Origin of the sequence: Guyparkeria sp. TX1, assembly GCF_046523965.1 — a bacterium.
In the GTDB taxonomy this organism is placed as follows: domain Bacteria; phylum Pseudomonadota; class Gammaproteobacteria; order Halothiobacillales; family Halothiobacillaceae; genus Guyparkeria.
Map to the genome: position 1 here is coordinate 1,271,365 of NZ_CP144142.1, position 23,043 is coordinate 1,294,407.

Consider the following 23,043-nt stretch of genomic DNA (forward strand, 5'->3'; position numbering starts at 1 on the left):
CTGTCGACCACGCTGTAATGGCGCTGTCATGCGATTTGTGGTGTCCATGCGTCGCCCCGATTTGGCACGGAATCCTTTCGCAGGAGCGTGGTGGGCTGATTGGTACAAGGGGGCGAGACGACGGCATGGTGCGGCCGTCGCGGGGCCAGTTGTCCGGCCACGTGTGGCACGCGCTTGGCCGAGGCGGGTGGGTTACTGCGTGCGTTGTGGCGGCTGACGGTGAAAGGTCAGTGGAGTCTCACCGGGCGGCAGGTGGGCGATGTCGGCAAGGGTATAGCGATCGAGCACCGCCCAGAATGCCTCGAGGGCCTCGCCGAGGATCGGTGCCAACCGGCAACTCGCGGTGATCCGGCAGTCGCCGGCCTTCCCGAAGCACTCGACTAGTTCCCAATGACCTTCCATGTCGCGGGCGACTGCTCCCAGCGAGATGGACGACTCGGGGCGGGCGAGCGCCAAGCCGCCACCCTTGCCGCGGCGCGCCTTGACGTAGCCGCGCGCGGCCAGCGTGTTCGCCACCTTCATCAGGTGGTTGTAGGAGATGCCGAAGTAATCGGCGATCTCGCGGATCTTCGGCAGGGCAGTCGGTGCCGTAGCCCCATCCGTGGTGGTCTCCGACGCGGTGTTACTGGCGGCATGGTCGGCCAGATACATCAGGAGTCGAAAGGCGAAATCGGTCTGTTGGTTGAGCTGCATGGCGTCCGTTCTCAGGGGTGGCTCAGGGTAGGGTCAAGGGTTTGTAATATGCAAGCAGTATGCATATTCTGATCGGCCAGTACCAGTCACGCGGGAGGAGCCCCGATGCAACGTCACGAAAGCCTGCAGCCCCTGTCTCGCGAACACCATCAGACTTTGAAGATCGCACGGCGATTGCAGTGGGGCGAGCCGGATGCCGACCTGCTTCGGGATTTGGCCGAACACCGCGGCGAGCTCGAGGCGCATTTCGCCACCGAAGAGTCCATTGGGCGTCAGGCGTTAAGGCAATGTCCGACGGATACAACCCTGGCAGGGCAGCTCGATCGGATGCAACGCGAACACCGCCAGATCGAGGAGCTCTTGACCGAGGTGCTCGATGGCGACGGCGAGCAATCGAGCTGCCATCGCTTGGGTGAATTACTGGTCGCCCACGTGCGGTTCGAGGAACGTGAGTTGTTCAATCACTTGCAGGAAGGCTGTCTGCCGGGGCAGGCGGGAGAGCCGGCATGAGCGATTGGCGCCACTGGCCCGTGCTCTCGATCGGGTTTCGGCCCTGGTTTCTACTGATGCTGGGTTTCGCCACGCTGGCGATGGGACTCTGGGCCGGCGTCTGGATCGTCGGTGGTTGGGGTGGGGCCATGCAGGGGCTGTTCGACGGCGGGCAGCTCGACTGGCGCTGGCACGCCCACGAGATGACCTTCGGCGTCGGCGTGGCGCTGGTTGCCGGTTTTCTGACCACCGCCGCGCAGAACTGGACCGGTCGGCGCGCCTGGCACCCGGCCGGTTTGCTGGTGGTGCTGGGGCTCTGGCTCGCCGCGCGGCTCGCGTTTCTGCTCATGGGGGGCAATCCGCTTTGGCCGTACCTCCTATCGATTGCCGCCGAGCTGGGCATCCTGTTCGTCGTCGCCCGGCTGATCCTGCTTTCCCGGCAATGGCACAACCTGTTGTTCGTGCTTGCGCTGAGCGGGATTGTCCTGGCGGATGCGCTATTCGCACTGGATCGGTATGACGGCGGGCTGGCTGGCATTCATGGTTGGTTGGGTCTGTTGCCGATCGTCGCGATGCTGCTGTTCATCGCCCAGCGCGTGGTGCCGCCGTTCTCGGCCAATCGGTTGGGCATAGCTCCACGCCGGACCGGCCGTTACGTGGCGTTCATCCTCGGCGGTGGTCCAGTGCTGCTGTTCGCTGTCTTGCTCGCCAAACCGATCTTGCCGAACGCGGTGGCGCTGGTCGGAGCGACGATCGCCGCCGTGGTCGTCGTGACCGGCGGCTACGCCCTGACTCGCTGGTGGCACCGTTTAGTGCTTACCGAGCCGATGTTGTGGTTGCTGTTCCTGGGGGTCTCGGTGGTGCTGCTCGGGCTGGCGTGGCTGGCGGCAGTCGTCGCCGGCTTGCCGGTCGGCGGGCTGGACGGGCCGGTGCACGCCTTGGGTCTGGGCATGCTGGTGGTCATGGCGATGGGCATGATGACGCGGGTCAGTGCCGGGCACACGGGGCGCCCGATCCACCTGCCCCGATGGCTTCGGCCGATGCTGGTGCTGATGCTGGCGGTGGTGGCCGGACGGCTGCTGTTGCCGATCTGGCCGGGGCTGGAGCCGGTCTGGCTCGCGGTCACCGCCGGTGGGTTGGCGCTGGTCTACCTGGCAATGCTGGTTGTCATCGGCCCCTGGCTGGTCGCCGAGCGGGCCGATGCCCGTCCGCCGGTGCGCCGGAGTTAAGTGCCTCAGATCACCTTGGAGAAGCGCTGACCATCGAGGGTGCCGTGGTACTCGTCGAAGGCCATGCAGACGTTGCGGATCAGTAGTCGTCCGCGCGGTTGAACCTCGATCGACTCGGGCGTGATGGTAACCAGTTCGTCGCGGGCCATGTCGGCCAGGTCGTCCAGGGCGTCGGCGAAATGCTCGGCGAAGTCAATGCCGAAACGCGCCTCGACCGCGGGGATCGACAACCGGAAGTGGCAGATCAGCTCGGTGATCACGTGCCGGCGCAGCACGTCCTCCTCGGTAATCACCACGCCCTTCTCGATTGGCAGGCGGCCCTTGACCAGTGCCTCGTGGTAGGCGGTCAGGTCCTTGACGTTCTGGCTGAACGCGCCGCCCACCTGGCTGATCGACGAGGCGCCCATCGCCACCATGTCGCACTCGGCGTGGGTCGAATAGCCCTGGAAGTTGCGCTGCAACGTGCCCTCGCGCTGGGCGATCGCCAGCGGGTCGTCAGGCTTGGCGAAATGGTCCATGCCGATCAGCACGTAGCCGGCCTGTTGCAGGTAGCGGATGGTCGAACCGAGGATGTCGAGCTTCTCGGCCGGACTGGGCAGGTCGTCGCCCGCGATCCGGCGCTGCGGCTTGAAGCGCTGGGGCAGGTGGGCGTAGTTGAAGATCGACAGGCGGTCGGGGTCGAGTTCGATCACCCGGTCGAGCGTGGCCATGAACCGCTCACGCGACTGGTGCGGCAGCCCGTAGATCAGGTCGATGCTCACGCCGTGGAAGTCCTGTTCCCGGGCGGTTTCGATCACCTCGCGGGTCTCCTCGAAGCTCTGTATGCGGTTGACCGCCTTCTGCACGTCCGGGTCGAAATCCTGGACGCCGAGGCTGATGCGGTTGAAGCCGATCTCGCGCAGCAGGCGGATGGTGGCGGCGTCGGCCTCGCGCGGGTCGATCTCGATCGAGTATTCGCCGGTATCGTCGGTCTTGAGCGCGAAGTGCTCGCCGGTCTTGGCCATCAGCTCGCGCATCTCGTCGTGCGAGAGGAAGGTGGGCGTGCCGCCGCCCCAGTGGAGCTGGTCGACCGGGCGGCCGTCGTCGAACAGCGCCGACTGCAGCGCCATCTCGCGGTAGACGTCCTCGAGGTAGGGGCGCGCCTTGGCGCGGTCCTTGGTGACCACCTTGTTGCAGGCGCAGTAGTAGCAGACCGTGTCGCAGAAGGGGATGTGCACGTACAGCGACAGCGGCCCGCCGGCGGCGTTCGAGCGCGCGGCGGCCTGTCGATAGTCCGCTTCCGTGAAGCCGTCGTGGAACTGCACGGCGGTCGGGTAGGAGGTGTACCGTGGTCCGCTGGTGTCGTAACGGCGGATCAGTTCGGCGTCGAAGGGGATTTTAATCTGGCTCATGGGCGGCGGTCGGCGATTGGTTGTACGGGTGGAATCACAATTGGAGTCTAGCGCTACCCGCGGGGGCTCGTCCCCCGAGTAGAATGCTCAGAAATTGGATCGGTTGTGTCAGACCGGGCTTTTTTCCCGGCGGCCGACTGGCTATCCTCCGCGATCTTCCGCGCCAGAGGGGCGGATGGTCGGGTACGGGACAGGGTGGACACGGGAGACGGGCATGATCGGCGAGGTGTTGCAGGGACTGGATTACTTCGGGACGGCGGTGTTCGCCGTCACGGGCGCCCTGGTGGCCGATCGCAAGCGCATGGACCTGATGGGGTTCCTGATCCTGGCGACCGTCACCGGCATCGGTGGCGGCACGTTGCGGGATCTTTTGCTCGACCGGCCGGTCTTCTGGTTGACCCAATGGGAGTACCTGGTGATCGCCGCGGTGACGGCGATCATCACCTTCTACGTCAGCAAGCCGTTCCACCAGCGCGCCAACTGGCTACCCTGGGCCGATGCCGTCGGGCTGGCGGCCTTCTGCGTGATCGGTACCCAGATCGCGCTGTCGATGGATGCCAACCCCATGATCGCGGTGATGATGGGCATCATGACCGCCGCCTTCGGCGGGCTGATCCGCGACGTGCTCGCCGGCGAGCCGCCGCTGCTGCTGCACCGCGAAATCTATGCCTCGGCCGCGTTGGCTGGCGGCATCGTCTATGTTCTGTTCGCCCATTGGCTGGAGTGGTCGATTGCCGCGGTGATCCTCGGGTTCACCGTCACCCTGGCCGTGCGCGGGCTGGGTATTCGCTATCACTGGCACCTGCCGTCGGCTAACCGCTGAGGGCCGTGCCGGATTCACTACACGCTTGACCAATCACGAGTGCTTCATGAGCAACGCCGTCGAGATCTACGAACTCGAGAAGACTTACGAAGGGGGCACGCATGCCCTCAAGGGCATCGAGCTTGCCATTGCCGAAGGTGACTTCTTCGCCCTGCTGGGGCCCAACGGGGCGGGCAAGTCGACCACCATCGGCATCCTCTGTTCACTGGTGAACAAGACCGCCGGCAGCGTGCGGGTGTTCGGCCACGACCTCGACCGGGATCGGGCCTGGGTGAAATCCCAGATCGGTGTGGTGCCGCAGGAATTCAACTTCAACCAGTTCGAGCCGGTCGAGGAAGTCGTCATCAACCAGGGTGGCTTCTACGGCATGACCCGCAAGGCGGCCAAGAAGCGCGCCCACGAGCTGTTGAAGCAGCTTGGTCTCTTTGAGAAGCGCGAGGGTATGGCCCGAGCGCTGTCGGGCGGCATGAAGCGTCGGCTGATGATCGCCCGCGCGTTGGTGCATGGCCCGCGCATGCTGATCCTCGACGAGCCCACGGCCGGCGTGGACATTGAACTGCGCCGCGGCATGTGGGACTTCCTCACCCAGATCAACAAGCAGGGCACCACCATCATCCTGACCACGCACTACCTCGAGGAAGCCGAGGCACTGTGCCGGAATATCGCGATTATCAACGAGGGCCGGATCGTCGAGCACTCCTCGATGAGGAACCTCTTGGCCAAGCTCTCGCAGGAGACCTTCGTGCTTTATGCCCGCGAGCCGGTCGAATCGCTGCCGGAGATGCCGGTGGTCGGTTCGCGACTGGTCGACGAGGAGACTATCGAGGTCGATCTCACCCGCGGTCAGGAACTGACCGGCGTGTTCGACGTGCTGCGCGGTCACGGCATCGTGATCGAACGCATGAAGAACAAGACCAACCGTCTCGAGGAGCTGTTCCTGCGCCTGGTGCAGGACGACGATGCCGCCATCAACGCCGAGGAACGTCCATGAGTATCCGTTCGCAAAGCGATGCATTCGACCACCAGGGGCCGGGTGAGAAGGCGGTCGGCCTGACGCCGCGCGGGGCGTGGAATGCCTTCATGATGCTGCTCACCCGCGAGATCCTGCGCTTCGGCCGGATCTGGGTGCAAACGGTGCTGCCGCCGATGATCATGACCGCGCTGTACTTCGTTGTCTTCGGTCACCTGATCGGCCCGCGCATCGGCGAGATCGACGGGGTGCCCTACATCCAGTACCTGGTGCCCGGCCTGATCCTGATGTCGGTGATCACCCAGAGCTACGCCAACTCGGTCTCGTCGTTCTTCGGCGCGAAGTTCGCGCGTCACGTCGAGGAACTGCTGGTCTCGCCGATGCCCAACTGGCTGATCATCGTCGGCTACGTCGCCGGCGGCGTGGCGCGCGGGCTGACCGTCGGTGGGGCGGTGACGCTGGTCGCGCTGCTGTTCGCCGAGCTCTCGGTGCACAGCGTGCTGAACCTGTTTGGCGTGGCGTTGATGACCTCGATCCTGTTCGCCCTGGGCGGGCTGATCAACGCGGTCTACGCCACGCATTTCGATCACATCTCGATCGTGCCGACCTTCGTGCTCACGCCGTTGACCTATCTGGGCGGGGTGTTCTACTCGATCAACATGCTGTCGGAATTCTGGCAGCAGGCCTCGCTCTACAACCCGATCCTCTACATCATCAACGGCTTTCGCTACGCAATGCTGGGCATCTCGGACGTGCCGGTGTGGAGCACCTACGCCATCCTCGCCGTAGGGATCGTGATCGCCTACCTCTACGTGCTGCGCCTGTTCCGCAATGGGATTGGTCTGCGGGGGTGAGGTAGCAGCACCATCAGCCCCACCCCTCGAAGGCGGCGGGGCAATCCAACGCCACAGGATCGTCATTCCCGCGAAAGCGGGAATCCAGCCAACGAAGCCGCGACATTCTTGGCTGTCAGTAACCCAGGAAGACGCACGGTGGCCCCAAAGGAGGGGGCGGGAGGATTGGTCTCGCTGCCTTCGAGGCGACAACATGATGGATTCCCGCGTCCGCGGGAATGACGGGGCGGTGTGGTTCGGGTGTGAATATCGCGGGCATCCCAGCGTGAGCGATTCGCCAGATTCATTGGCCCGGCGACTTCCCCAGAATCGTCATTCCCGCGCATGCGGGAATCTAGCGAAAGAAGCCGCGACATCCTTGGCTGTCAGTAACGCATGAAGACGCATGGTGGCCCCAGAGGAGGGGCAGGGAGAGCGGGATTGACCTCGCTGCCATCGAGGCGACTCCGTTATGGATTCCCGCGTCCGCGGGAATGACGGGGTGGGGTGAGGTGGTTTGGGTGTGAATGCCGCGCGCATCCCAGCCTGACCGAGTCGCCAGATTCATTGGCCCGACGCCTCCCGCAGAATCGTCATTCCCGCTTAAGCGGGAATCTAGCGATCGAAGCCACGACATGCTCGGCAGACAGCAGCTCAGCCAAGGCCCACGGTGCCCATGCTAGAGGCGGTTGGCCGTATTGGCTGCGTAGGCGTCTGCTATGGATTCCCGCATCCGCGGGAATGACGGGTGCTGAGTATGCGTCATCGGGAATGAGGCGGCTTGTCGGCCCATTTGCAGAGCATTCGCCGCCGCGATGTCGGTTCAACTCTGTCCCAAACGCCCCTCGATGGTGCCGGCCAACACCCGCGCATGGTTATGCTCACGGTCCTTGGCGGCATAGAGGAGGGTGACGGGTCGCTCGGCGGCAATCTCGGCCAGTCTCTCGACTTCCTCGTTGCCTTCAAGCTCTTGCCGATAGCGCTCGGTGAATGCCTCGAACCGGTCCGGGTCATGCCCGAACCAGCGGCGCAGGGCGCCGGACGGGGCGACATTCTTGAGCCACTCGTCGTGGTCAAGATCCTGCTTTTTTACGCCTCGTGGCCAGAGCCGATCGACCAGTACCCGATAGCCGTCGTCGCGCTCGGGCGGATCAAAGACCCGTTTGGTTTGCAGGCGGCCCATCGCTTGATCACTTAGGGCCGAACAGCCACCAGAGGATCAGGCCGAGGATCGGCAGGAACAGGATGATCACGATCCACAGCGCCTTCATGCCGGCCGAGGCCGAGCTCTGCGCAACCTTGATGATCGCGTAGATATCCAGGAAGAGGATGATCAGGCCAAGCAGGCCACCGTAGGGAAAATCGAGCATCGCTATCTCCTTGTGTCGTCTAAGGGATGATCAGAGTACGCCGGCGCGGCGCTTCTCCAGGTAACGTTGATGGTAGTCCTCGGCGGGCCAGAAGGCCGAGGCCGGCACGATCTCGGTCACGATTGGGCGACCCAGCGTGGCCTGGTGTTCGTCGCGCACTCGTTCGGCAATTTCGCGCTGGTTGTCGCCACGCGTGAAGATCGCCGAGCGATATTGCGTGCCCACGTCCGGGCCCTGTCGATTGGGCGTGGTCGGGTCGTGCATCGAGAAAAATGCCCGGGTCAGCGTTTCGAAGTCGATCCGGTCGGGATCGAATCTCACCTCGACTGCCTCGGCGTGCCCGGTGCTGCCAGTACAGACCTGTCGGTAACCCGGGTGATCGACCTGCCCGCCGATATACCCCGAGATCACATCGATCACGCCGGGCAGCTGACGGAAGCGATCCTCCACGCCCCAGAAGCATCCCGCGGCAAAGGTGGCGATTTCGGTTTCCTGGATCACGGTCGGACCTCCGGTTTGTTTACCATCCGGTGACAATAGCGCATCCGCCGTCGATTCGAGCCAACCGTGGAGTACACCCCGTGACCAACGCCGACAACGGCATCCCTCATCCATCGTCCTTCGTCTCTCTGGCCGACTGCCTCGACTGGGTCGAGCCGCGGTTGCTCGAGGCCCACCAGCACCATCTCGAGCGTGGCGAGCCGGCCGAAATGCCGTGGTGGCCGGCCGGCTACGCGCACGATGCCGAAGGGCGTGCCTTCGAGATCGCCGTCGGTGCCGTGCTCACCCAGAACACCAACTGGAACAACGTCGAGAAGGCGTTGGCCAACCTGCATGCTGCCGAGGTGCTGGCCGCAGATCGCATCCTGGCCCTCGATGACGAAACCCTGGCCGAACTGATTCGTCCTTCCGGCTTTTTTCGCATCAAGACCCGGCGCCTGCGCGCCATGACCGAGGCCTGGCAGGGCGCCGGGGGCCTCGATGGCCTGCAGGCGCGTCCCACCGACGAACTGCGCGAGTGGCTACTCGGCATCCACGGCGTGGGCCATGAAACCGCCGACGACATCCTCCTCTACGCGCTGGAACGCCCCGTCTGGGTAATCGACACCTACACTCGCCGGTTGTTCCATCGTCTCGGCTTCCCCGACACCGCGGCGCGAAAATATGACTTGCTGGCCGACGACCTGCTCACACACACCCGCGAACCTACCGCCACGCGTCTTGCTCGCTGGCACGGCCTGATCGTCGAGCACGCCAAGGCGCATTGCCGGGTAAAACCGGCCTGTGGTGAGTGTCCGTTGCTTGAGCAATGTGCTCATGGGAATAGGTTGGAAGAGGGCGGATGACTGTCAGAGGGGCGGATTGACTCGGGTTGGCTTGGTGCCGCTATTTAGAAAAGCTGGCGTGCGTAGTGTTTGGTGCAATCTTTGAACTCCCTGGATTCCCGCTTCCGCGGGAATGACGGCGTGGGGGCTGTCGGGATGCGGGGCTTTCGATTCTTCAGCGGGGCCGGGGCCATTAAAACGGGGCCCTCAGTCGGAACAACGACGCATGACGGTTGAGGGGGAGCGCTCGTCCTCTGCCGCTCGTCGCCTAACGATGCCCCAAACATCGTCATTCCCGCGCAAGCGGGAATCCAGAGAACGAAGCCACCAAAACGCTGAAGCCAGCCCAACGTCACTCGCGTGGGCGCAGTAAGACCAACCCCACTACAACCAAACCATCCGCCCCAACTCGTACGGATGCAGCAACGCCTCATGGGCCGGGACAATCCGTAGTCGATAATCGACTTCTCCCGCGAGGTCGGCGGGCAACTCAATCCGATGTCGCCCGCGCGCCTGCTCATCCACCGACTCGACCAGCTCGCTCACGACTACTCGCCGAGAGGCCCCATCACCCAACACCGCCTCACAACGAAGCGAGTGGGGCGGCAGGCCCGGGCTGGCGGTCTCGATGTGAATGCTCAAGGATTCGCCTTGCTGCATGACCGAGTCGGGTGCGCTGATCACCTTCCCCTCGACACCCGCCCAGTTGTCGGCAAGCGCCTGCTCGAACTCGGCCCGCGCTCGAGCGGCGCGATAGTTATCCTGTGCAAGCAAGCGGCCCCCATCGATCGCCCGCCGGTAATGACGTTCGGCGTAATCGCGCACCATGCGCGAGGCATTGAACCGCGGCAGGATGGTGGCGATGGCATGTCGCTGCCAGGCAATCCATTCAAGCGGCAGTCCTTCGGGGGCATTATCGGCAGGCGCCTCTCGGCGATCGAACAGCGGGATCACCTCGGTCTCGAGCAGCGTCAAGAGGTCATCGGCCTCGCGCACGTCGCGGTCGGCCGCCCCCGGCGTCGGTGAAATGGACCAGCCATTGGCGACCCCCTCGCGGTGATCATGTCCCTCGGCCCACCAACCATCGGCCACGGACAGGTTCAGCACGCCGTTGATACCCGCCTTCTGCCCGGAGGTGCCGGAGGCCTCCATGGGAAACTCCGGCGTGTTCAGCCAGACATCGCAACCGGCTACCAACCGGCGCGCAAGCCCCATGTCGTAGCCCTCGATCAACAGCACGTGCCCGGCAAAGCGCGGGTCAGCGCTCAGGTCATGGATCTCCTTCAACAGCGCCTGGCCCGGCTCGTCGGCGGGGTGGGCCTTGCCGGCAAAGACGAAGACCAGCGGCCGCGGGCTGGTCTCGATCAGGCGGGCAAGCCGTTCGCGTTGCCGAAAGAGCAGGCTGGCCCGCTTGTAGGTGGCGAACCGCCGCGCGAATCCCACCATCAGGAAGTCGTCTACCGGCTGATCCAGTACGCGGCAACGTTGCTTGAGGCGCACATGAGCCTCGCCGAACCGCTCCGATTGGCGCTGCAGGCGTGCCTTCAGGTCATCGACCAGATGCGCCTTGGCCGACAGGTGCATGGACCAGAGGCGCGCAGGATCGATGCGCTCGACCAGCTCACCGATGCCCGCCTCGTGCAGATGGTCTCGCCAGTCGCGGCGAGTGGCGTCGAACAGCCGGGTCAGGTCCCGGTTGAGGAAGGTCTCGACATGAACGCCATTGGTCACGTGCGTGAGCGGATTCTCCTCGGCTGGCACCTCGGGCCAGAACGCTTGGCTCATCTGCGCGGCAACCGTGCCGTGCACCCGGGAAACGCCGTTGTGCTGACGTGAGCCACGCAGGGCCAGGGCGGTCATGTTGAAGTGCTTGCCATCATGGGCCGGATCGGTGCCCAACGACAGCACGTCCGATGCATCGACACCCAGATCGGTCAGAAACGGCTGGACATGCGCCTCGATCAGATCCGGGGCGAATGTGTCGTGCCCGGCAGGTACTGGCGTGTGGGTGGTGAACAGGGTCGCGGCGGCCACGGCGTGACGGGCCGGTTCGAACGCCAATCCGTCCCTGGTGAGCTCCCGCATCCGCTCGAGAATCGAGAAGGCCGCATGCCCCTCGTTGATATGCCAGGCCGACGGCGTGATGCCCAGCGCCCGTAAGGCGCGCACGCCGCCCACACCCAGCAGCATCTCCTGCTCGAGCCGACGGCGGCGGTCTCCGCCGTAGAGTCGATGGGTGATCTCCCGGTCCGCGGCCGTGTTATCGGCCACATCGGTATCCAGCAGGTACACGATCACCCGCCCGACCCGCACCTCCCAGACCTTCGCCGTCACCATCCGTCCCGGGAATTCCACGCGCACCTCGACGGGCGCGCTGCCCCGAGTGGCTGGCCGAATCGGCAGGTGGGAGAACTCCAGATCCTCGAAGCGCGGGTGCTGGCGGCCCTCGGCATCGATGCACTGCTGGAAATAGCCCTGCCGGTACAAGAGCCCCACGCCGACCAATGGTACGCCCAGGTCCGACGCCGCCTTGCAGTGATCCCCCGCCAGAATCCCCAGTCCGCCCGAATAGATGGGCAACGACTCGTGAAAGCCGAATTCCGCGCAGAAATACGCCACCGCCTCGTCCGTGCCGATCACCGAGTCCAGCGCACCGACCCGCTGATCGGCGCAGTGCTCCTCGAACCCCCGCCAGGCCGCCGCCAATTCCGCCAGAAACGCCGAATCGTCCGCCGCTCGATCCAGAGAGGCTTGCGGCACCAATTGCAGGAACCGCACCGGATTACCTTCCACCTGCGCCCAGGTGACCGCATCTACGCGATCGAACAGGTCTCGCACCGCCCGTGAGCGGCTGTAGTGGAGATTGCCTGCCAACTCGTTCAAATGCGTGAGCGCAGGCGGAAGGGAAGGACGAACTTCCATGTGGCGAATGGTGGGCACGGCACGCGTTCTCGATGTGGTGGTTGGCAGAGTGTAGTGCGGCTTTATGACGCCTCGGTAGCGGTCGTCGACGTGGTCGCGGCAAGGAGGGAGAGGTCGGCTGGATGACGAAGCTAAAGTTTCCGCGAGTGGCGCCGATACCTTCCACGGATGCCAGATCCGGGAGTCGAGACCAACCGGCCCGAAGCCCGAGAAAAGCCGAAAAGGCATCCAGCGAAGATCGGATGAAAATCGAGGCTAAAGTTTCTCGCAACTCAGCCGATAAGCTCAGCAAGGCGACCTGAAAGGCGTCTTGTCCAACAAAGGCCAAGGGCCGGAATTTACGCAACGTCGTAAGGGGTTATCATCATGGCAAGTGTCATTAACACCAACATCTTCTCGCTGCAGGGTCAGAACGCACTGCGCGACACCAACAACCAGCTGCAGACTTCCCTGGAGCGTCTGTCCACCGGCCTGCGTATCAACAGCGCCAAGGACGACGCGGCCGGCCTGGCGATCACCAACCGATTGACCACTCAGATCCGCGGCTCCGAAGTGGCGGCTCGCAACGCCAACGACGGTATCTCCATGGCACAGACCGCCGAAGGCGCGATGGGCGCGTTGACCGACACCATGCAACGCATGCGTGACCTCGCAGTTCAAGCAGCCAACGCTACCAACAGCAGCAGTGATCGGGAAAATCTCAACACCGAATTCCAGCAGTTGAAGGATGAGCTCGGTCGGATCATCAACAACACCGAGTTCAATGGCCAGAAGATCTTGGCAGGTTCACTTCAGAGTGGGGCAAAGTTCCAGGTTGGGGCAAACACTACTGCCGATAACCAGATCAGCTTCGCTATCGGGAGTCTCGGAGGCTTGGGCTCAGGGATCGGTAGTGTCCTAGCCGATGCTGTTAGCATCGGGAGCGGTGCCACGTTTACAAACATCATGAGCGCCATCGACAACCTTGACACCCAAATCACCACGGTGGACACCACGCGGGCGAAACTGGGTGCGGTGCAGAACCGCTTCGAGGTGACCATCGACAACCTGAACAACTTTATTGTCAATGAGTCGGCTGCCCGCTCGCGGATCCAAGACGCGGACTTCGCCAAGGAGACCGCCAATCTGTCCAAGGCCCAGATCCTGCAACAGGCCGGCACTTCGGTCCTGACTCAGGCCAACCAGGCGCCGCAGTCGGTGCTTGGTCTCCTGGGCTAACATCCCCAAAGGGAATTAGATGAGCCGGTGATCTGAGTATCCCGGCTCATCATTAGAGCGGTTGGGATGGACCCCGCCAGTCACACACTTGAACCCAAGTCGTAAAAATTTGAGTTTGTGTATGCTGTAGCCGCTTGATGCTTGAGGACGAACCCATGAGTTCGATCAACCAGATTTCCATGACGGGCATCCCGTCCGCGATGAGCGGACCGGATGCCTTTTTGTCTTCAGAAAGGGGAAAATCGACCCTGATGGAGTCGAAGGTTCCGACGGCCGCTCCAGCGGAGCTGCCGCCGAAGCCCTCGTCCGCCCCGTCACCTGTCGAGGTTGCGCGCTCTAAAGGCGCCGATGCCCAGGCAGATGGGGAAAGAGACAAGTTAAGAGAAGCCATCGAGGCCATCCAGGAGAAGTTGAAGCCCGGTCCCAGGGCACTCGACTTTTCCGTCAATGACAAACTGGGGGACGTGGTGGTCAAGGTGGTTGACCCGTCCAACAAGCAGGTGATCCGGGAAATCCCTCCCGAAGAGATCATCGCGATGCGTGAACGTCTTCGCGAGTTCAGCGAGTTGAATCTTTCGGACGTTCTGCCGGCAGGCAGCCTGCTGTCAGACATTTCTTGATTTGAGGTGCGACCATGGCAAGTTCCAGCGGTCTTTCCATTTCCGGCGTTGGTAGTGGCCTGGACATCCAGGGCATCGTCAGCCAGCTCGTTCAGGCAGAGGGTGCTCCTCGACGCAATTTGCTCGCCAGCCGCGAGGCGTCCTATGAGGCCACGCTGTCGGGGCTGTCGAAGCTGAAGAGTGCAGCCTCCGAGCTGAGCTCCGCTGCCTTCGATCTGCGCAGTCTGGACACCTTCCGCTCCCGCGCGGTGACGTCCGGCAACGAGGACATCCTGACGGCCACGGCCTCGCCGGGAACGGCGCTGGGGAAATACCAGGTCGAGGTAGGGCAGCTTGCGACGGCGCAGAAGCAGGCCTCGGCCGGCTTTGTCGATTCGACCGCAACGGTGGGTTCGGGGCAGCTGACATTCGATACCAGCAGCAGCTCGTTCAGCGTGGCCGTGGCGGCAGGCGACTCTCTGGCCACCATTCGCGACAAGATCAACGGCGCGAGTGGCAATGACTCGGTGCAGGCCTCGATCCTGAATGTCGACGACGGTGCCGGCGGCACCGAGGCTCGGCTGGTGTTCTCCGCGCGGGAGACGGGTACGGCCAATGCGGTGACCGTGACGGCGACCGATGACGACGGCAACAACACCGATGCCGCCGGTCTCTCGCGGCTGGCATCGGCCAACCTGACCGAGCTTACCGCTGCGCAGGATGCTCAGGTGACGATCGACGGGCTGTCGGTCACCAGCTCCACCAACCAGGTGGACGGGGTAATCGAGGGCATGACCCTGAACCTCAACCAAGCCCAGCCCGGCACCAAGGTGGAAGTGGCCGTCGAGGGCGATAATGGCCCGGTGCTCGAGGCGTTGAATGGCTTCGTCGAGAAGTACAACTCCCTGAACAGCACCTATCGGAACCTGACCGCCTACAATGCGGAGACCGAGCAGGGCGGCGTGCTGCAGGGCGATGCGACCGCGAATGGCATCAATCGCGGTCTACGCTCGCTGCTGGGGGGCAATATCGGCACGGGCACTATCGACAACCTGTCCAAAATCGGCATCCAGATCGATTCCGAGGGTAAGATGACCCTGGACGAGTCGGTGGCCGAGAACGCCCTCAACAATGACAGTCAGGCCGTGAAAGACTTTCTTGCGGACCCGGCCGACGGCGTGTCGCAGCAGGTGGACGAGCTGCTCAAGCCGTACCTGAGCTTCGACGGTATCTTCGACAACCGCACGGACAGCTTGAACCGCTCGATCGACCGCATCGATGACCAGCGGGCGGCGCTGGATCGGCGGATGGAGAATTACCAGGAAAGCCTGACCAAGCAGTTCACCGCCATGGACAAAATCGTGCAGAACATTCAGTCCTCCGCGAGCTATCTGAGCCGGATTGGCATCGATGTGGGCTCCTGAATCCTGAGAAAATCCGGGGAATGATGGCCTCAAGTTTTTACTCGACTGGCCGATCAACTTGAGTAGAGCGAAGAACGTGGATCAACGCTTCTCTCGCTCAGTGCGACAAGCCAGATAAAAGAGATTTCAGGAGACAACCATGCGAGCGAATCCCTATGCGCAGTACCAGTCCATCGACCTTGAGGCGAAGGTCGAGTCGGCATCGCCGCACGGTCTGATCGGGATGCTGTACGAGGGCTTTCTTACGCGGGTGGCTCAGGCCAAGGTGGCCATGCTCGCGGGTAACTTCGAACAGAAGGGCATCAACGTGACCAAGGCGCACAACATCCTTGGTGGACTGAAGGATGGCTTGAACCCGGAGCAAAGCCCGGAACTCGCCGAGCGTCTGGGCGAGTTGTACGATTACTGCCAGCGTCGTCTGCTTGATGCGAGCGCGCAGCGTGATGCCGCGGGCTTCGACGAGGTTTCATCGCTGATCCGCGAGATCAAGGAAGCCTGGGATGCCATCGAGCCAGAAGTGTCCCAGATGGCCCAGGCGAGCTGAAAGGATCGTGCCGACTAGTCGGGGTTGACCTCCGCCGGGCGCGGGTTGACGTTGGGGTCCACGCCGACCGGAGGAAGGCAACTGATGGCAAACGCATTGTCGATTGAATCATCCATCGAGGAGCTCGACGGGTTGGGGGACTCCCTCGACCAGATCGCGTCGAGGATCGAGGCGGGTGATCAGGACGAGACTCTGAGCGAGATGGCCGAGGGCCTCGATCAGGCTGAGGCGCAGATCGCGGAGCTCGTGGTCGAAGCGGAGTCGCGTCAGCAGCTCGGGGACCCTAGGCTGGTGGCACTCAAATCGGACTGGCTCAATCGGTTCGAGCGTTTTTTCGGGCTTGTCGAACGTACGCGCCGCCAATTGAACGGTGAGGCGGAATTGCGCCTATCCCGACATCGGGCCTCGGATGCCTATCTGAAGAATCAGGCATCCTGATCTGCAGAGACACCATGCTGTTCAGAACACAGAAAGGGCCGCCGTCCATCGAGGATGGCGGCCCTTTTCGTATTAGGTTGGGGCCGCAGGGGTGTCGAAGGCTAGCCGCGCTTCCTGAAGAAAAGCCTCAAGCTCGTCTCGGGCCGCCGGGGCGCAGTAGTTCAGGTATTGCTCGCAGAACGGGATACCGTCCGGGATCTCTAGTGCCACGAACAGCCGTACCATCTGTTTGATGCGTTTGACATCACCAGGGAACTGCTCAAGGTGGCGGGTCAGGGCGGTAATGCCGGCTTCCGCGTCATTCTCCAGTAGTGCTAGCCGCGCGGCCATTCGCCAGTGGGTGGGATTGATGCTTGCAGCGGTCTGTAAGGTCGCTAAAGCATCAGTTGGTCTGTGTGCTTCGATGTTGATATGTGTAAGGCGCAGCAGCGTGTGTTCGATTAGCACCGCATCGTGTTCCGGATCGGCCCACTCGAGTGCGATGGCATGCATGTCTGCAGCGGTGAGCAGATCTTGGCTAAGTTCTGCCGCAAGCCCTCTTGCATAACCGGCGTAAGGACGGGCGACGTCGCTCTCTCGATGGTGTTCCAACGCCTGTGCGAGAGAACCGAGGGCCTCCAAGTTGTTGGTTGAGAAGTGACGTTCAATCTGCCTCAGCGAGACGCGTGGGGAGCGCTTCTGTTGGTTTCGCTTCCGGTCTTTCTCTAGCAGGCGTTCGATGCGGTCGTCATAGGCGGTTCGGGCTTCTCTCATGGCCGGGGTATCTGCGCCATCGTGACGGCATTCCAGCCACCTGACGCGCTCCGGTTCGCCATGTTCCATGTAGCGTTGTGCTATTTCCTCTGCATTCGCTAAGTCGGATAGTTCGAGTTCCCGGGTAATTACCCGTTTTTGGGCCAGCTCCAATGGGACGATCAGGCGTCGCGCCTCTTCGCGAATGGCGTCGTAATAGCGACTGGCTAGTTCCTCTGCTTGCTGTCGGTCGAGTGCAAAGAAATCGTGCGGTAGATCGGTCCGCATGATGGCCCGAGTCGCAGCCCGTTGGGCCAAGTGTGCCGCCCTTTTAAAGCGTCCTTTGAACAGCCGGTCGATGGCCTGCATGCGGCGCTTGTGGCGCTTCTGACGGCCGGGGTGGATCAAATTGAAATATGCCTGATTGGATTCCAGACCTAGTTGCGCGAGATTGCCAACCTTTTGCAATTCATCGCGGATATTGGACAGGCTGTGGTTAAGAGCCTGGAGCGTCGCCTTACGAGCCTCTTTTGTCACGCCCTCACGTATCTGATCTAGCGGTTTCCGGTCGAAGGCCTGCTCGGGAATTGCGATGGTGTCGAGCGGTTGATGATTGACGTCTTTGATGACCGCTGCATTTGGACTTGGATTTATGAAGTCCACGGTGGTGGCTTGCTGGGCTATTTCGGCCATTGCTCGAATGCCGGCATAGTAGTCTGGAGTGGTCCAGGTGGCCTCTCCGGAGTTGGTCGTTACTGGCACAGCGCTGAAGTCCATCAGCGGGCCGGCGGCCGCCTCACTGCTGCCGCTGGCATGTGTCTGTCCGTCTGGTGCGTGGCACAGATCGAGGCCACAAAAGATCAACTCGCTGAATCCCATGAAGACGGCGAGCTGAGCTGCCATGTGAGTCACTGTCGGGCCGCTCATCGAGATCGACCGCCCGGTGTTGATCGAGTCGTCCGCCCACGGGACGATCGGGCCAACGCAAAAAAGGCTGTGAGGCCAGCGATTGACTATGGCTGGGTATGGATGGCTGCTGGTCACAAGGATCGTGCGGTCGGAGAAGTCAAACATTTGACGACTGACTGTCAGACTTATCGGGAATGGGTCAACGGTGACCACGAGGTCCGGGTTGATGTCTGCCTCGAGTAGCCGCGCGCTCACTCGCGAAACCGCGATCAAGAATAGGGCGTCTCGGTTTTTGAGGAGCCACTCGATTTGGCTGTCAAGTGACGGGCCGCCAGCGATAATGACCGCCCGTCGTCCGACGAAGAGCTTCTCAAAGGAGTCGATGCCACCTTGGAAATTGGGTGCTGAGAGGATGTGGGGCTCAATGAACGGCGCCACGTTGAGTTGGGCTGTTGTGCGAAAACGCTCGGCCGTCAGGTGTGCATCGAAGTGGGCTGTGAGCTCGACGTATTGTGGGTCGGTGCCGTCGAGCGCGCCAAGCGAGCGTTCCAGTATCACTCCATCGATTCTGAAATAGGCAGGCAGCTGCAGCAGGGCGGCTTGCTCCTGCCATTCGTCGAAACTCACCAGCTGGACGAAATCGTCACAGAGTGCGCTGATGGCTGGGTTTTGCCGCAGCGTCTGGAGGATGTCCTCGGGCTCGATGACGAGCCAGCGGCTGCCCCGCGGCATCGGGGCATGTTCGCGTATGTAGCGCAGCAGCTGGCCGGAATCACTACCGATGATGATGTACAGCCGATCTTCCTGGTGCAGCCGATCGCCGAAGTGCTCGGCAAGAACCGTCTGGGCACGGCTCTTGCTTTCCGAGCAAGCGGCCTCCGGCGCGGCATCTTGCTGCGTACCGAAGTGCCGCGCATTGATGGATGGCAATATCCAGTCGCCCTGCTGCGTCTGGAGCCATTCACGGGAAGACTTCAGGCTGTCCCGGTAGTCGGGAGTTGTTGTCGACGAGCGTTCGGCGGTCGTCATGTATGGTTGTCCCTGTGCTGATCGTTCAGTGCGGTCGGACGCCGGCCGGGACGGGCCATGTCCGCGGTCCGGTCCGAGGTCAAGGATACATAACCCGCCGTTGGGCAAGGGAACACTTAAGGAACACGACGAGCGATGTTTGAGGATAAATCGATTCTGATCACCGGGGGCACCGGATCCTTCGGCCAGCTCATGGTCTCCACGCTGCTGGAGCAGCACAGTCCGCGTCGAGTGATCGTCTATTCGCGGGACGAGCTCAAGCAGTTCGAGATGCAGCAGCGCTTTACCGACTCGCGCATGCGTTTCTTCCTCGGCGACGTGCGCGATCGCGAGCGCTTGCAGCAGGCGATGCAGGGGGTGGACTACGTCATCCATGCAGCCGCCCTCAAGCAGGTACCGGCGGCCGAGTACAACCCGACCGAGTGCATCAAGACCAACGTGCACGGCGCGGAGAACGTGATCCAGGCTGCCCTGCAGAACGATGTTCGCCGGGTGGTCGCCCTGTCGACCGACAAGGCGGCAAACCCGATCAACCTCTACGGAGCGACCAAGCTGGCCTCGGACAAGCTGTTCGTCGCCGCGAACAACATGGCCGGCGGCCACCCGACGCGCTTCTCGGTGGTCCGGTACGGCAATGTCGTGGGCTCGCGCGGTTCGGTGGTGCCGTTCTTCCGTCGCCTGATCGCCGAGGGTGCCGATCACCTGCCGATCACGCACGAGGACATGACCCGCTTCTGGATCACGCTGCAGGAGGGTGTCGATCTGGTCATCGATGCATTCCGCCGCATGCACGGTGGGGAGATCTACGTCCCCAAGCTGCCGTCGGTGCGCATCACCGACCTGGCTCGCGCGTTGGCACCCGACCTGCCGCAGCGAATCGTGGGCATTCGCCCCGGAGAGAAGCTCCACGAGATCATGTGCCCGGCGGACGACTCGCACCTGACCCTGGAGTTCGACGACCACTTCGTCATTCGGCCGACGATCACCTTCACCGGGCGTAACAACGACTTCGAAACCAATGCGGTAGGCGAGACCGGCCGCCCGGTCGAGATCGGCTTCGAGTACAACTCGGGCAGCAACGATCACTTTCTCGACGAGGACGAGATTCTCGCCTTCAACGAGAGGGCGGGCGTGTGATCCCCTACGGCCGTCAGGACATCCGCCAGGAGGACGTCGACGCGGTCGTGGAGGTGCTCCACTCGGATTTTCTCACTCAGGGGCCGGTGGTGCCGCGCTTCGAAGAGGCGGTGGCCCGGCGGGTGGACGCCCGTTACGGGGTGGCGGTCAACAGCGCCACCTCAGCGTTGCATGTCGCCTGCCTGGCGCTCGGGCTGGGCGAGGGCGACTGGCTGTGGACCACGCCCGTGACCTTCGTGGCCTCGGCCAACTGCGGTCTCTATTGCGGGGCGCAGGTCGACTTCGTCGACATCGACCCGGCCACCCACAACCTCTCTCCGCAAGCGCTGGCGGTCAAGCTCGAGGCCGCCGAGCGTGAGGGGTGCCTGCCGAAGGTGCTGGTGGCCGTGCACCTCAGCGGCCAGCCATGCGACATGGCGGCAATTCACGAGCTGTCCCGGCAGTACGGTTTCCGCATCATCGAGGATGCCTCGCATGCCATCGGCGGCCGGTACCGTGAAGAACCGATCGGCAACGGTCGTTACAGCGATGTCAGTGTGTTCAGTTTCCATCCGGTCAAGATCGTCACCACCGGCGAGGGCGGCATGGCCGTCACCAACGACGAGGCGCTTGCCGAGCGCATGGCCCTGCTGCGCAACCACGGCGTGACCCGGGATCCGGATCGCATGACGCACCCGCCGGACGGCCCCTGGTACTACCAGCAGGTCGAGCTGGGCTTCAACTACCGCATGACCGAAATGCAGGCCGCATTGGGACTGTCGCAGATGAAGCGGCTGGATGCGTACGTGGCCCGTCGTCACGAGCTGGCCGAACGCTACGACCGCCTGCTTGCCGGCCTGCCGGTGATCACGCCATGGCAGCACCCGGACGGTTATTCGGGTCGGCACCTGTACGTCATCCGTTTGGAGCTCGACCGCACCGAATTTGGTCATCGGGCGGTGTTCGACTCGCTGCGGGAGCAGGGCGTCGGCGTCAACCTGCACTACATCCCGATCCACCTACAGCCGTGGTATCGGCAGTTCGGCTTCGAGCTGGGCGATTTCCCGCAAGCCGAGCGTTATTACGCCGAAGCGATCAGTCTGCCGCTGTTCCCGACCATGACCGAGACGCAGCAGGACCAGGTGGTCGCTGCGCTCAAGGAGGCGCTCGCTGCATGAGAGTGGCCGTCATTCCCGCGCGCGGCGGCAGCAAGCGCATCCCGCGCAAGAACATCCGACCGTTCTGCGGCAGGCCGATGATTGCCTGGTCGATCGAGGCGGCGCTGTCCAGCGGCTGTTTCGATCGGGTGATTGTTTCCACCGACGATGACGAGATCACGGCGATGGCCGAGCGCCTTGGGGCGGAGGTGCCGTTCCGGCGTCCACAAGCCTTGGCCGACGACTACACCGGCACTGTTCCGGTGGTCGCTCACGCGGTCGAATGGCTGCAGGAAAACGGCTCGGCACCCGATGCGGTCTGCTGCCTTTATGCCACGGCTCCCTTTGTCCGTGCGACCGATCTGCGACGGGGGCAGGAGGCCCTGGAACAGTCGGGTGGCGATTACGCCTTTTCCGTGACCAGTTACGCTTTCCCCATCCAGCGCGCCCTGCGGATTACCGACGCCGGTCGAGTCGCCATGTTCCAGCCCGAATATGCCACGGCCCGTTCTCAGGACCTCGTGGAGGCCTGGCACGACGCCGGTCAGTTCTACTGGGGGCGAAGCGAGGCGTGGCTCGCTAACAGGGCGATCATGACAGCCGATGCCGTCCCGGTCGTCCTGCCGCGGGAGCGCGTGCAGGACATCGATACCCCCGAGGACTGGCGCCGGGCTGAATGGCTGTTCAACGCGATGCAGGCCGAGTCGGGCGAGGGGCGATGACCGATCGGGAGGCCATCGTCTTTCGCACCGATGCCTCGGTGCAGATCGGTACCGGACACGTGATGCGCTGCCTCACGCTGGCTGACGCACTCCGCGATCAGGGGCGGGAGTGCCACTTCATCTGTCGGGAACATCCCGGCCACCTGGTCGAGTCCATCCGATCACGTGATTTTCCGGTGCATGTCTTGCCGGTTCCCGACGAGACGCGTGAGCAAGACGTGACACTAGAACCTGCCCATGCCATGTGGCTGGGCGTCCCGTGGGGTATCGATGCCGAACAAACCGCCAACATCCTCCGTCGGCTCCATCCGCGCTGGGTGGTGGTTGACCACTATGCGCTCGACGCTCGTTGGGAGGCGTTGGTGGTCCCACAGGGCAGTCGGCTGATGGTACTGGACGACCTGGCCGACCGCTCTCACGAGGCTGATGTGCTGCTCGATCAGAACCTGGGCCGCCAAGCGGATGATTATGCCGCTCTCGTGCCCGAGCGTTGCCGGCCCCTGATCGGGCCGCGCTATGCGCTGCTGCGCCCGGAGTTTGCCCGTCTGCGCGAGGAAAGCCTGCAGCGCCGGCAGTCGCCGCGTCTGGAGCGGCTGCTGGTCAGCATGGGCGGCATGGACAAGGACAACGCCACCGGCAAGGTACTCGACGCGCTTCGCGCCGCGCCCCTGCCGCCTGATTTACAGATCGACGTGGTGATGGGCGGTAACGCCCCGTGGTTACGACAGGTTCGGGATCAGGCTACCGCCATGCAGCGGCCGACACGGGTGATGGTCGACATCCCCGACATAGCGCAGCGGATGGTCGAGGCGGACCTGGCCATCGGTGCGGCGGGCAGCACCTCCTGGGAGCGTTGTTGTCTTGGCCTGCCGGCCGTGATGGTGGTGCTGGCCGAAAATCAGCGGCGTATCGCCGCGGCATTGGCCGCGGCCGGTGCCTGCATCTGTCTGGACGATGCAGGCGCGTTGATGGAGCTTTCCGAGCGCTGGAGCGCATGGACCCAGCCGGGCACGCTGCGCGCCATGTCCCGGGCCAGTGCCTCGATTACCGACGGCGAGGGGGCGGGAAGAGTGTGTCAGCAGCTGAATCAGGAGGCGTGATGTCGAACGA

General features: G+C 63.1%; 22 protein-coding genes. 15 read left to right on the forward strand and 7 right to left on the reverse strand.

Annotated elements, in window-relative coordinates:
* Window positions 1–192: 192 nt before the first annotated feature.
* Window positions 193–693, reverse strand: a complete 501-nt coding sequence (locus VWP12_RS05965) for an RrF2 family transcriptional regulator (protein ID WP_410473378.1) — start codon at window positions 691–693, stop codon at window positions 193–195.
* A gap of 105 nt (window positions 694–798) precedes the next feature.
* Between VWP12_RS05965 and VWP12_RS05970 the strand changes: the two genes are divergently transcribed.
* Window positions 799–1,203: a hemerythrin domain-containing protein gene (locus VWP12_RS05970; protein ID WP_410473379.1), complete on the forward strand. Its 405-nt coding sequence runs from the start codon at window positions 799–801 to the stop codon at window positions 1,201–1,203.
* The gene (locus VWP12_RS05975) at window positions 1,200–2,411 is read left to right on the forward strand and encodes an NnrS family protein (protein WP_410473380.1); all 1,212 of its coding nucleotides are present in this window, start codon (window positions 1,200–1,202) and stop codon (window positions 2,409–2,411) included. Before VWP12_RS05970 ends, VWP12_RS05975 begins: the two co-directional genes overlap by 4 nt.
* A 5-nt stretch (window positions 2,412–2,416) precedes the next feature.
* Here VWP12_RS05975 and hemN read toward each other — a convergent pair whose 3' ends face one another.
* Window positions 2,417–3,802 carry an oxygen-independent coproporphyrinogen III oxidase gene (gene hemN / locus VWP12_RS05980; protein ID WP_410473381.1) on the reverse strand — a complete coding sequence of 462 codons (1,386 nt, stop codon included), beginning with the start codon at window positions 3,800–3,802 and terminating at the stop codon, window positions 2,417–2,419.
* Window positions 3,803–4,016: 214 nt separating this feature from the next.
* Here hemN and VWP12_RS05985 point away from each other — a divergent pair, with 214 nt between their 5' ends.
* Genes VWP12_RS05985 through VWP12_RS05995 form a run of 3 tightly spaced genes read left to right on the forward strand, consistent with a single transcriptional unit; the run spans window position 4,017 to window position 6,449 of the window.
* Window positions 4,017–4,625 (forward strand): trimeric intracellular cation channel family protein, encoded by a 609-nt coding sequence (locus VWP12_RS05985; RefSeq protein WP_410473382.1) that lies wholly within the window; start codon window positions 4,017–4,019, stop codon window positions 4,623–4,625.
* Between the two features lie 46 nt (window positions 4,626–4,671).
* Complete coding sequence (locus VWP12_RS05990) at window positions 4,672–5,616, forward strand: ABC transporter ATP-binding protein (RefSeq protein WP_410473383.1); 945 nt, start codon at window positions 4,672–4,674, stop codon at window positions 5,614–5,616.
* Window positions 5,617–5,675: 59 nt separating this feature from the next.
* On the forward strand, window positions 5,676–6,449 hold the full coding sequence (locus tag VWP12_RS05995) for an ABC transporter permease (RefSeq protein WP_255410299.1): 774 nt from the start codon (window positions 5,676–5,678) through the stop codon (window positions 6,447–6,449).
* Window positions 6,450–7,251: 802 nt separating this feature from the next.
* On the opposite strand, the gene VWP12_RS06000 is transcribed toward VWP12_RS05995, so the two are convergent.
* From VWP12_RS06000 to msrA, 3 genes are read right to left on the reverse strand one after another with little or no spacing between them, the layout of a single operon-like run.
* Window positions 7,252–7,611: a DUF488 domain-containing protein gene (locus VWP12_RS06000; RefSeq protein ID WP_410473384.1), complete on the reverse strand. Its 360-nt coding sequence runs from the start codon at window positions 7,609–7,611 to the stop codon at window positions 7,252–7,254.
* Between the two features lie 7 nt (window positions 7,612–7,618).
* Window positions 7,619–7,798: a PLDc N-terminal domain-containing protein gene (locus VWP12_RS06005; RefSeq protein WP_125198410.1), complete on the reverse strand. Its 180-nt coding sequence runs from the start codon at window positions 7,796–7,798 to the stop codon at window positions 7,619–7,621.
* 30 nt (window positions 7,799–7,828) lie between these two features.
* Window positions 7,829–8,299, reverse strand: a complete 471-nt coding sequence (msrA, locus tag VWP12_RS06010) for a peptide-methionine (S)-S-oxide reductase MsrA (RefSeq protein ID WP_410473385.1) — start codon at window positions 8,297–8,299, stop codon at window positions 7,829–7,831.
* Between the two features lie 209 nt (window positions 8,300–8,508).
* Between msrA and VWP12_RS06015 the strand changes: the two genes are divergently transcribed.
* Window positions 8,509–9,144: an endonuclease III domain-containing protein gene (locus tag VWP12_RS06015; protein ID WP_410474949.1), complete on the forward strand. Its 636-nt coding sequence runs from the start codon at window positions 8,509–8,511 to the stop codon at window positions 9,142–9,144.
* Window positions 9,145–9,507: 363 nt separating this feature from the next.
* Here VWP12_RS06015 and glgP read toward each other — a convergent pair whose 3' ends face one another.
* Entirely contained in the window at window positions 9,508–12,063 is a 2,556-nt protein-coding gene (gene glgP, locus VWP12_RS06020) for an alpha-glucan family phosphorylase (RefSeq protein ID WP_410473386.1), read from the reverse strand.
* Window positions 12,064–12,411: 348 nt separating this feature from the next.
* On the opposite strand from glgP, the gene VWP12_RS06025 reads away from it, so the two are divergent.
* From VWP12_RS06025 to VWP12_RS06045, 5 genes are all read left to right on the forward strand, one after another.
* Complete coding sequence (locus tag VWP12_RS06025; protein ID WP_410473387.1) at window positions 12,412–13,263, forward strand: flagellin; 852 nt, start codon at window positions 12,412–12,414, stop codon at window positions 13,261–13,263.
* 155 nt (window positions 13,264–13,418) lie between these two features.
* Window positions 13,419–13,883, forward strand: coding sequence for a flagellar protein FlaG (locus VWP12_RS06030; RefSeq protein ID WP_410473388.1), 465 nt, complete (start codon window positions 13,419–13,421; stop codon window positions 13,881–13,883).
* A 14-nt stretch (window positions 13,884–13,897) separates the two neighbouring features.
* Window positions 13,898–15,286 carry a flagellar filament capping protein FliD gene (fliD, locus tag VWP12_RS06035; RefSeq protein ID WP_410473389.1) on the forward strand — a complete coding sequence of 463 codons (1,389 nt, stop codon included), beginning with the start codon at window positions 13,898–13,900 and terminating at the stop codon, window positions 15,284–15,286.
* Between the two features lie 139 nt (window positions 15,287–15,425).
* Window positions 15,426–15,830 carry a flagellar export chaperone FliS gene (gene fliS / locus VWP12_RS06040; RefSeq protein ID WP_410473390.1) on the forward strand — a complete coding sequence of 135 codons (405 nt, stop codon included), beginning with the start codon at window positions 15,426–15,428 and terminating at the stop codon, window positions 15,828–15,830.
* Window positions 15,831–15,914: 84 nt separating this feature from the next.
* Complete coding sequence (locus VWP12_RS06045) at window positions 15,915–16,268, forward strand: hypothetical protein (protein WP_410473391.1); 354 nt, start codon at window positions 15,915–15,917, stop codon at window positions 16,266–16,268.
* A gap of 72 nt (window positions 16,269–16,340) precedes the next feature.
* Here the strand turns inward: VWP12_RS06045 and VWP12_RS06050 are convergent, their stop codons facing one another.
* The gene (locus VWP12_RS06050) at window positions 16,341–18,938 is read right to left on the reverse strand and encodes a 6-hydroxymethylpterin diphosphokinase MptE-like protein (RefSeq protein WP_410473392.1); all 2,598 of its coding nucleotides are present in this window, start codon (window positions 18,936–18,938) and stop codon (window positions 16,341–16,343) included.
* Window positions 18,939–19,073: 135 nt separating this feature from the next.
* On the opposite strand from VWP12_RS06050, the gene pseB reads away from it, so the two are divergent.
* From pseB to pseG, 4 genes are read left to right on the forward strand one after another with little or no spacing between them, the layout of a single operon-like run.
* The gene (pseB, locus tag VWP12_RS06055) at window positions 19,074–20,075 is read left to right on the forward strand and encodes a UDP-N-acetylglucosamine 4,6-dehydratase (inverting) (RefSeq protein ID WP_136866591.1); all 1,002 of its coding nucleotides are present in this window, start codon (window positions 19,074–19,076) and stop codon (window positions 20,073–20,075) included.
* Complete coding sequence (gene pseC / locus VWP12_RS06060; RefSeq protein ID WP_410473393.1) at window positions 20,072–21,232, forward strand: UDP-4-amino-4,6-dideoxy-N-acetyl-beta-L-altrosamine transaminase; 1,161 nt, start codon at window positions 20,072–20,074, stop codon at window positions 21,230–21,232. Before pseB ends, pseC begins: the two co-directional genes overlap by 4 nt.
* Complete coding sequence (gene pseF, locus VWP12_RS06065; RefSeq protein ID WP_410473394.1) at window positions 21,229–21,933, forward strand: pseudaminic acid cytidylyltransferase; 705 nt, start codon at window positions 21,229–21,231, stop codon at window positions 21,931–21,933. The genes pseC and pseF overlap by 4 nt, the downstream gene beginning before the upstream one ends.
* Window positions 21,930–23,033, forward strand: a complete 1,104-nt coding sequence (gene pseG, locus VWP12_RS06070) for a UDP-2,4-diacetamido-2,4,6-trideoxy-beta-L-altropyranose hydrolase (RefSeq protein ID WP_410473395.1) — start codon at window positions 21,930–21,932, stop codon at window positions 23,031–23,033. The genes pseF and pseG overlap by 4 nt, the downstream gene beginning before the upstream one ends.
* The last annotated feature ends 10 nt before the right edge of the window (window positions 23,034–23,043 follow it).